Here is an 8,661-nt window from a genome sequence, read left to right as displayed (position 1 = left end):
CTGTCACGGTCAAAGCGACTGCAACCGAGGGGAGGAGTTTTTTGAGTAAATGGCGCATTCTGAGGAACCTCCATGACCGGAGTCCAGCATACATACGATAATATACTATCGCAACACGAAGTATAAAGTCGCATAATGAAGTTTATGTAAATTAATTATCCAAAAGGGTTACGGCGTGCGGGTAAAATGATCTGTGCGTTTCCAGCGGCGGCTAGGAGCCGCCTACGTGGCCGCCGCAAGTACCAGTTTTCCAATCATTTTAGGGTCCTTTCCTGGTTGAAGTGAAGAAGGGAAGATAATGGAGCCCTCAGTGGGCTCCGTTATCAAGTTGTCAACTGGCGTCTTTGAACTCGGCGTATTCGCCGCGTACCTGAACGGTCACGGTGGCCGTCTCACTGTCGCGATTGCGCCAGAACCAACCGTGTTCGCCGTCGAAAGCAGCAACGATCTCGCCTTCGTCGCCCGTCGATCCGCGACCCTTTTCGTAGGTCACGGATTTGCCACCACCGTGACCATGCAGGTCGAAATTGACTCGACCGCCATCGACCAGCATTCGATACTCTGCCGTTTGACCCACATCCATGACCAGCTTCCACTCAGCCGAGTCACCGGGTGCCAGCGTGAAGGTGGTTTCGTCGCGCCAAACTTCGGCTTCCTGTGCGTGTGCCGCGCCGACAAAAAGGCCGAGAATATCGTTCATCAGGCTCGACTGCTCCTCGGCTTCAAGCTCCAACAGCCTATCGGCTTCGGCCTCTGCCGCGAGCTGGGTTTTGATCTCTCCCATTTCGGCAAGTCTGAGAACGCCGCCGATCCCTGTCGGGTCGATGTTGTATTCGGCGGGAAGCACGACGGTCACAAGGATCGCGACCGCGCTGGCCGCCGCGATGGCGGTGGACCGGATCAGCTGCGCGGAGCTTGGCAGCTCCTCAAGGCTCGGTTTTTCTGCGTTGAACATTTGTCTCTCCAATTTTCTCAGGTGGCTACGAAATAGCCGGTGATTTGCAGGCCTATGAGGATGAACCCCATGGACATCATGACGACGTTGGCGGTGTAGGCCTGGCGGAAGAAGTTCGGGGATTTCCGCCAGTAGCCCATGACGATGAGGATCACGGCAAGCGCCATGATCTGGCCAAGCTCGACGCCCACGTTGAACGCCAGAAGATTGGCCAGCAGCCCGTCCGAAGCGATTTCATAGTCTAGGATTTTCGTGGCCAGGCCCGTGCCGTGGAAAAAGCCGAAGATCAACGTTGCGGCCTTGGTGTTCGGCTGGAACCCAAACCAGCGCTGATACGCCCCGAGATTGTCGAGCGCCTTGTAGACGACCGAAAGGCCGATGATCGCGTCGATGATGTAGGCGTTGATGCCCCAGCCGAACCAGACACCGGCCAGCATCGTGGTCGAGTGCCCGAGGGCGAAGAGGCTGACATAGATGCCTACATCCTTCATCTTGTAGAGGAAGAAGACGACGCCGAGCAGGAACAGGATGTGATCGTATCCCGTGACCATGTGTTTGGCGCCGAGATACATGAAGGGGATGATGTTCACCCCCCAGATTTCCTGGATGTAGCCTGCGTCGCCTTCGGTAACATTGTGGGCGAGCGCATGGCCTGCACTCAGGACGAGTGCCGCCAGCGTAATTGAGGACAGGATTGCGATCCGGCGTATGCCGGGATCGGCCCAGCCCCGATGGACTGTAGTCATCGATCGAACTCCGTATGTGTATCTGATAATCGTCGCAGCGCGCCAATGGCGCGCGGTCGATCAGACGCGCGGAGGTCGTTCGATCAGATATATCCGTAAAGGGTTCGAGGTGGCTGAACTCAGGTGCCAAGCGGCCGCGTAGATGTCGAGCGGCTGCGACGACAGATCGGGACCAGGCACGACCGCCTGGCTATGATCGTGGTCAATGCTGTCGTGGCTGTGTCCATGCATAGCCCACGCCAAATCTTCTTCCAGACCATGCGAGTGCCCGTGCTCGGCGAGCATCTCCGCGTGCTCCTGAAGCACGTCAAGGATCGCAGGCGCGTGCGAGGTTGTAGGCATAACCGACCAGACAAGCACGGCCGCGCAGAGAAGCGTCGCGAACGTGGCCTTTCCGATTGTCCGTAAGGTTGTCATCAAATCTGCCTGCTCGCTCGTTTCTCGCGTGGCGCGTCGCGGCGCCATCTTGTTCTATCCCCCTGGGGAGGATAAGCCGTTATTATGACAACTCACCATGTCCATGCAAGTCATCCTGCTCTCGTCACACGGCTGAAACGCGCTGACGGCCACCTGCGCGCCGTGATCGAGATGATCGAGGCGGGCAAGCCGTGCCTTGAGATCGCACAACAGATGCAGGCGGTCGAAAAGGCGATCACGAATGCCAAGCGGGCGCTGATCCACGACCACATGGACCATTGCCTCGACGCCGAAGGCTCGGAGACAGATCGTGCCGAGCTGCGAACGATCGCGCGTTACCTCTGAGGTCCGCCATGCTCGACATCCTCTCCGACCGCACTTACCGCCATCTGTTTCTGGCGCAGGTCGTGGCGCTTCTGGGAACCGGCCTCGCGACGGTCGCACTCGGCCTGCTTGCCTTCGACCTTGCAGGGGACGGGGCGGCGCTGGTGTTGGGCACGGTATTCACCATCAAGATGGTGGCCTATGTGGGCATCGCTCCCATTGCCGGGGCCTTCGCGGACCGCCTGCCGCGCCGCGCGCTTCTGGTGACGCTCGATCTCGTGCGCGCAGGCGTTGCGCTGGCACTGCCTTTCGTGACTGAGGTCTGGCAGGTCTATGTTCTGATCTTCCTACTGCAATCGGCCTCCGCCGCCTTCACGCCGACCTTTCAGGCGACGATCCCGGACGTTCTGCCCGAAGAGGCGCGCTATACCCGTGCATTGTCGCTGTCGCGGCTGGCCTACGATCTGGAAAACATCGTCAGCCCAACGCTAGCGGCCCTTCTGCTCTCGGTGATGTCCTACAATTCGCTCTTCGTTGGCACGGTTGCGGGTTTCGCCGGCTCGGCGCTGCTCGTGGTCTCTGTCCTCCTGCCAAACCCGAAATCGTCCGAGCCGCGCGGCATCTATGATCGGACGACACGCGGTATCCGCATCTATCTGGCCACGCCCCGCCTGCGCGGGTTGCTGGCGCTGAACCTTGCGGCAGCGGCGGCCGGGGCAATGGTTCTGGTCAATACCGTCGTTTTGGTACGCGGATCGCTCGGCCTGTCGGAAAGCGCGCTGGCCTGGACGATGTTCGCCTTCGGCGCTGGCTCCATGACGGCCGCACTGCTCCTTCCGCGCGTACTGGATGCGCTGCCAGACCGGCCCGTAATGTTCGGCGGTGCTGCCCTGATGGTGGCGACATTGTTGGGGTTGGGGGCAACAGTCCTGACCGCCGGCCTTGGTTGGTTCATCCTATTGGGGGCCTGGCTGCTGGTAGGTCTGGGATATTCCGCCGTTCTCACCCCGTCTGGCCGGTTACTGCGCCGGTCCGCCCATGCCGGGGATCGCCCCGCTCTGTTTGCGGCGCAATTCGCGCTGTCGCACGCTTGCTGGCTGGTGACCTATCCGCTGTCGGGCTGGCTGCTGACGGTCTACGGTGTCGTTCCTGCGCTGATCGGTCTGGCGCTTCTCGCGGCCACTGGCATGCTCGCCGCTCTGAAACTCTGGCCAGCGAGCGATCCCGTGGAGATTGAACACACGCACGACAACCTGCCACTTGATCATCCCCACTTGAAGGGGCATCGCAGGCACAGCCATGCTCTGGTGATCGACGAAAGCCATCCTCGCTGGGCCACACATTTCTGAGCGTTAGCGATTTGACGGAGGGACTGTCTAATTAAGATGGTTCGCAAACCTGTGAAAGAGGGAAGCCGATACCAGAGCGGCCAAAACAAACCAGCCAGAAGGATCATCAATTTATGTACACACGAAGCGCACTTCTTCTCACAACCGTCTTGGCCCTTGGGGCTTGCTCGGAGTCTTTCTCGAATTCACAAAACGCGTCGTCACGCCCGCCGTTACCGGAAAATATCCTGGAACTGGCAGCACCGAACCAAGACCTCGCGACCGCCTATCTGCGGCCCGAGGACAACTGCTACTGGTACATGCACGCGAGTCCGGTTGAAACAACGCGATTGCCGCTCAGGACGATCGAGGGAAACCCGATTTGCGTCAAACGGGCCGAGTAAGCGATCTCTGGGAATGCCCGCAACCGGCTTGTCGCTTCCGTCCGCTTGGGAGGGATCGATAACGTATCATCGACCTAGTGGTGCCCACATGGCAGGCTATTTCAATGGATAGATTTTTCTCTATCAGTATGCCCGCGGCTCAGTTTGTTAGAAATGTCCTGCTGTTCAGCTTCGCTGCATTGCTGCCGGTCCTGTTGTTCTATGTCTTACTGGCTCCGGGCTTTGCTCCGGCTCTTGCTGCCGGCGGACCGGCACTCATGCGCTTTCTAAGGCAGGTTGCGACCAACGGTTTGCCCGTGGTTTTTGCCGTCAACTACGTCAGTTTTTTCCTTTTCGCCATGACAAAGCAACCAAAGGCGGGCTCAAGAGACACGGTGTTTTTCGTGCTGGTCGATGTCTTGCTCAGAGCCCTTCTCTTTCCAGGTCTCCACGTGCTTATATACGTTCTATCTGCCGACTGGTTCGGGTCATTCGGCGGCAATCGTTCAACCGCTTTGGCGGTTGTATCCCCGACTCTTGCGCGTTCGGCGTTTTTCGAGAACATCTCCGGCGTTTACCTCTATGCGACTATGATAAGCGCGTTGCCGCTCTACGTCTCGGCTTTCGGGCGGTCGGAATTTCTTGGACCGGTTGTACGTCGCTTGCCCATGAACACGGGCGTGATGCTGCTTGCCCTGGCTGCGTTTGCCTTGTCGGTCGGGCTGATCACGATCGGCGCACAAGGCATCGCATCTCTTCAGGCCAGGTGATGGCAGGCTAATCACCGTGGGCGTGGGCGGGGGCGACTTGCGGTGCCACCCATTGCGACAAGTAAACGCGCTCGAAGGCGAACACAGCGATCATCCCGACAGCGGCGTAGAGAACGATCATCGGGTCGCTTTGAAGCTTTATCACGGTGAAAGCTGCCAGTACTATCGCATCGAGCGCCAGGGCAGTCAAAAGCACGATACCGAAGGCGCCGACGTCTGCTCGACGATAGCGGAACACGCCCCAATGTATGATCATGTCCATGACGAGGTAAAAGAAAGCACCGAGGGATGCGATCCGGCCTAAATCAAAGAGCACGGCCAACGTCGCGGCGATGACGACAGTATAGACCAGGGTGTGGCGTTGGATGGGACCTGGCATACCGAAGTGGCTGTGCGGGATCATTTCCATGTCGGTCAGCATCGCCAGCATACGCGACACCGCGAAGACGCTGGCCAGAACGCCGGACGCCGTTGCGACAGCGGCCAGGATCACCGTGAGTATGAAGCCGGTTTGTCCAAGGGCGGGCTGCGCCGCTTGTGCCAGCGAATAGTCACGCGCTGAGATGATCTCCTCGATCGTGAGACTCGAACCGACCCCGTAGGCGACCAACAGGTAGACGACGACGCAGATTCCGATAGAGAACATGATCGCTCGGCCAACATTGCGATTTGGTTCAGTGATCTCGGCTCCGCTGTTGGTGATCGTGGTGAATCCCTTGAACGCAAGGATGGCCAGCGCCGTAGAGGCGATGAACCCCGTGAGCCTGTAGGATTGTGAGGTCTCGGACGCCGCGGCGAACGCAAAACCACTGGACCACAGGGCCGCGATGCCAAACAGAGCTATGCCTCCGATCTTGATCGCGGCCATGATCAACGAGAACAGCCCGACCGAGCGGTTTCCGGCGATGTTCACCAAAAAGGCGAAAACGATCACGGCCACAGCCAGAGCGGGGACCAATGGGCCACCTTCGATATCGAAAGGGCGCAGGACATAGGTGGCGAAGGTTCGCGCGACGAGGCTTTCCGCGATCACCATGCTGAGCGCCATCAGCAACGCGGCCCCGCCTGCGATGGCTCCGGGACCATAGCACTTCTGCAGGATCATGGCGATGCCACCCGAGGACGGCCATTTGTTCGACATCCTGATGTAGCTGTAGGCGCTGAAGCTTGTGACGACCGCGCCGGCGATGAATGCAAGAGGGAACAGAGGGCCGGCGAGCTGTGCGACTTGCCCCGTTAACGCAAAGATTCCGGCGCCGATCATCACGCCTGTTCCCATCGCGATGGCGCCGCCCAGACTGATAGAGCCTTCGCGGTACGTGTCTTGTTTGCTCTGCATAAATGGTCTCTCTTTTGCTTTCGGTTCGTCCGAACGATGTTGCGCGCTTCTAGATGCGAACGCCGCGAAGACGCAGCGAATTGAGCACCACCGAGATTGACGACGCGCTCATGGCGAAGGCAGCAAACATCGGACTGATGAGGATGCCAAAGAAGGGAAACAGAACTCCTGCCGCGACCGGCACGCCGGAGGCATTGTAGATCAGCGCGAAGAACAGGTTTTGACGGATGTTGCGCATGGTGGCCCGAGCCAACCGCCGCGCGCGCACGATTCCATCGAGGTTGCCCTTGACGAGGGTGATGCCCGCACTTTCGATGGCCACATCGGCGCCAGTGCCCATGGCGATGCCGACATCGGCCTGCGCGAGCGCTGGGGCGTCGTTGACGCCGTCCCCGGCCATGGCGACCTTGCGACCTTCGGCTTGCAATTCCTTGATGATCCGCGCCTTGTCCTCGGGCAGCACGTCGGCCCGGATCTCGTCGATGCCGAGCCGCGCGCCGATCGCCTTGGCTGTGCGCTCGTTGTCGCCGGTCGCCATGATGACGCGGAACCCCAGTTCATGCAGGTCCTTGATCGCGGCGGGCGTGGTCTCCTTCACCGGGTCGGCGACAGCGACAAGACCGGCAATGTCGCCGTCCAGCACCACGAACATCACTGTCTCACCCTCGTCGCGGCGGGCATTGGCCTTGGCGGTCAGGTCGCCCGCCTCGAGCCCCAATTCACGGATCATCGCCAGATTGCCGAGCGCCACCGCTTTGCCGTCCACAACACCCTTGACGCCCTTGCCAGTGACCGCCTCGAAGTCCCGTGCCTCGTCCATTTTGACATCTCGCTCCTCCGCACCCCTGACGATCGCTTCGGCCAAGGGGTGCTCCGATCCGCGCTCAAGCGATGCGGCGAGACGCAAAACCTCGGCTTCGTCGTGGCCGGGTTGCGGGAGTACGTCGACAAGCCGCGGCTTGCCCATCGTCAACGTGCCGGTCTTGTCGACGATCAGGGTATCGACTTTCTCGAACCGCTCCAGTGCCTCGGCGTTCTTTATCAACACGCCGGCCTGAGCGCCCCGCCCCGTTGCCGTCATGATCGACATCGGTGTCGCCAGGCCAAGCGCACAGGGACAGGCGATGATCAGAACCGCCACCGCCGAAATCAATGCGTAGGAAAGCGCAGGCGCGGGCCCCCAGATCGCCCAGGCGATGAAGGACAGGACCGCGATACCGATGACGGCCGGAACGAAGTATCCCGCCACCTTGTCGGCGTATTTCTGGATCGGCGCGCGCGATCGCTGCGCGTTCGACACCATCTCGACGATCTGCGCAAGCATCGTGTCGGACCCGACACGCGTCGCCTCCATCACCAGGCTTCCAGTGCCGTTGATCGTCGCTCCAGTTACCGGGTCGCCTTCGGTCTTCTCGACGGGCACAGGTTCACCGGAGATCATGCTTTCGTCGATCGAGGACCGGCCGTCCAGAACCACGCCATCGACAGGCACCTTGTCACCGGGCCGTACGCGCAGCCGGTCGCCGACCTGTACGTCCTCCAGCGGGATCTCCTCCTCGGAGCCATCGTCCCGCATGACCCGCGCGGTCTTGGCCGCCATGTCGAGAAGCGCGCGGATCGCCTTGCCGGTTCCTTCACGTGCGCGCAATTCCATCACCTGACCGAGCAACACGAGCGTCACGATCACAGCCGCCGCCTCGAAGTAGACGCCGACATGGCCTTCGGAGTCTCGGAACCCATCAGGGAATATGTCCGGTGCGAGAACGGCAACGACGCTGAAGAGCCAGGCGGCTAGAACGCCCATGCCGATCAGGGAAAACATGTTGAGGTTCAATGTGCGGAAGGAAATCCATCCGCGTTCCAGAAACGGCCAGCCGCACCACAAGACCACTGGCGTTGCCAGGATCAATTCGATCCATTGTGTGGTGCCTTCGCCAAAAAAAGTCCGGACTGCGGGGAAACCGACGAATGGCCCCATCGTGAGGACAAGGAGCGGGATCGTCAGGACTGTGCCGACCCAGAACCGCCGTGTGAAATCCACCAGTTCGGGATTTGGACCTTCATCGCCCGGCACACCGGATTCCAGTTCCAACCCCATGCCACAGATCGGGCACGCGCCCGGATCAGGCTGCCGCACCTGAGGGTGCATCGGGCAAGTGTAAATGGGACCATCATGCCCTGTAGGAACCAGATCATATCGGCCATCGGCCGGCGTGGCACCCGCGTGGTGGTCGTGATGATCATGTGCTGAATGGACCTCGAGCTCCGATTCCGGCACGAGATGCATCCCGCATTTCGGACAATTGCCGGGCTCAACCTGCCGCACCTCAGGGTGCATGGGGCAAACGAATACCGAAGAAGCTGCTGTGGTTTCAGAACTGTCGGGGGTGTTCATTTTG

General features: G+C 60.1%; 9 protein-coding genes. 4 read left to right on the top strand and 5 right to left on the bottom strand.

The annotated features are described in order from the left end of the window. Positions 1 to 331: 331 nt before the first annotated feature. The 3 genes from DU478_RS20370 to DU478_RS20360 are packed head-to-tail and all read right to left on the bottom strand — an operon-like array spanning position 332 to position 2,166. On the bottom strand, positions 332 to 955 hold the full coding sequence (locus tag DU478_RS20370; RefSeq protein WP_114512703.1) for a transmembrane anchor protein: 624 nt from the start codon (positions 953 to 955) through the stop codon (positions 332 to 334). 17 nt (positions 956 to 972) lie between these two features. Further along, on the bottom strand, positions 973 to 1,701 hold the full coding sequence (locus DU478_RS20365; RefSeq protein WP_114512702.1) for a HupE/UreJ family protein: 729 nt from the start codon (positions 1,699 to 1,701) through the stop codon (positions 973 to 975). 60 nt (positions 1,702 to 1,761) lie between these two features. Next, a complete protein-coding gene (locus DU478_RS20360; protein WP_233501480.1) occupies positions 1,762 to 2,166 on the bottom strand; it encodes a hypothetical protein in 405 nt (134 codons plus the stop codon). A gap of 36 nt (positions 2,167 to 2,202) precedes the next feature. Between DU478_RS20360 and DU478_RS20355 the strand changes: the two genes are divergently transcribed. The 4 genes from DU478_RS20355 to DU478_RS20340 all read left to right on the top strand — a co-directional run bounded on the left by DU478_RS20355 (position 2,203) and on the right by DU478_RS20340 (position 4,923). Further along, positions 2,203 to 2,463 carry a metal-sensing transcriptional repressor gene (locus DU478_RS20355; RefSeq protein WP_114512700.1) on the top strand — a complete coding sequence of 87 codons (261 nt, stop codon included), beginning with the start codon at positions 2,203 to 2,205 and terminating at the stop codon, positions 2,461 to 2,463. Positions 2,464 to 2,471: 8 nt separating this feature from the next. Beyond that, positions 2,472 to 3,791 (top strand): MFS transporter, encoded by a 1,320-nt coding sequence (locus DU478_RS20350; RefSeq protein ID WP_114512699.1) that lies wholly within the window; start codon positions 2,472 to 2,474, stop codon positions 3,789 to 3,791. 113 nt (positions 3,792 to 3,904) lie between these two features. Further along, positions 3,905 to 4,174 (top strand): hypothetical protein, encoded by a 270-nt coding sequence (locus DU478_RS23780; RefSeq protein WP_058123685.1) that lies wholly within the window; start codon positions 3,905 to 3,907, stop codon positions 4,172 to 4,174. A 104-nt stretch (positions 4,175 to 4,278) separates the two neighbouring features. Continuing rightward, a complete protein-coding gene (locus DU478_RS20340) occupies positions 4,279 to 4,923 on the top strand; it encodes a hypothetical protein (RefSeq protein WP_111772749.1) in 645 nt (214 codons plus the stop codon). Between the two features lie 7 nt (positions 4,924 to 4,930). Here the strand turns inward: DU478_RS20340 and DU478_RS20335 are convergent, their stop codons facing one another. Together DU478_RS20335 and DU478_RS20330 are read right to left on the bottom strand one after the other, a co-directional pair. Next, a complete protein-coding gene (locus DU478_RS20335; protein ID WP_114512698.1) occupies positions 4,931 to 6,262 on the bottom strand; it encodes an APC family permease in 1,332 nt (443 codons plus the stop codon). Between the two features lie 49 nt (positions 6,263 to 6,311). Continuing rightward, positions 6,312 to 8,600: a copper-transporting P-type ATPase gene (locus DU478_RS20330; protein ID WP_407703178.1), complete on the bottom strand. Its 2,289-nt coding sequence runs from the start codon at positions 8,598 to 8,600 to the stop codon at positions 6,312 to 6,314. Positions 8,601 to 8,661 lie beyond the last annotated feature (61 nt).

This window comes from Thalassococcus profundi, from assembly GCF_003344785.1.
Lineage (GTDB): Bacteria > Pseudomonadota > Alphaproteobacteria > Rhodobacterales > Rhodobacteraceae > Puniceibacterium > Puniceibacterium profundi.
The sequence above is the reverse complement of the archived record's forward strand: the minus strand, read 5'-3'. Positions and strand labels throughout refer to the sequence as shown.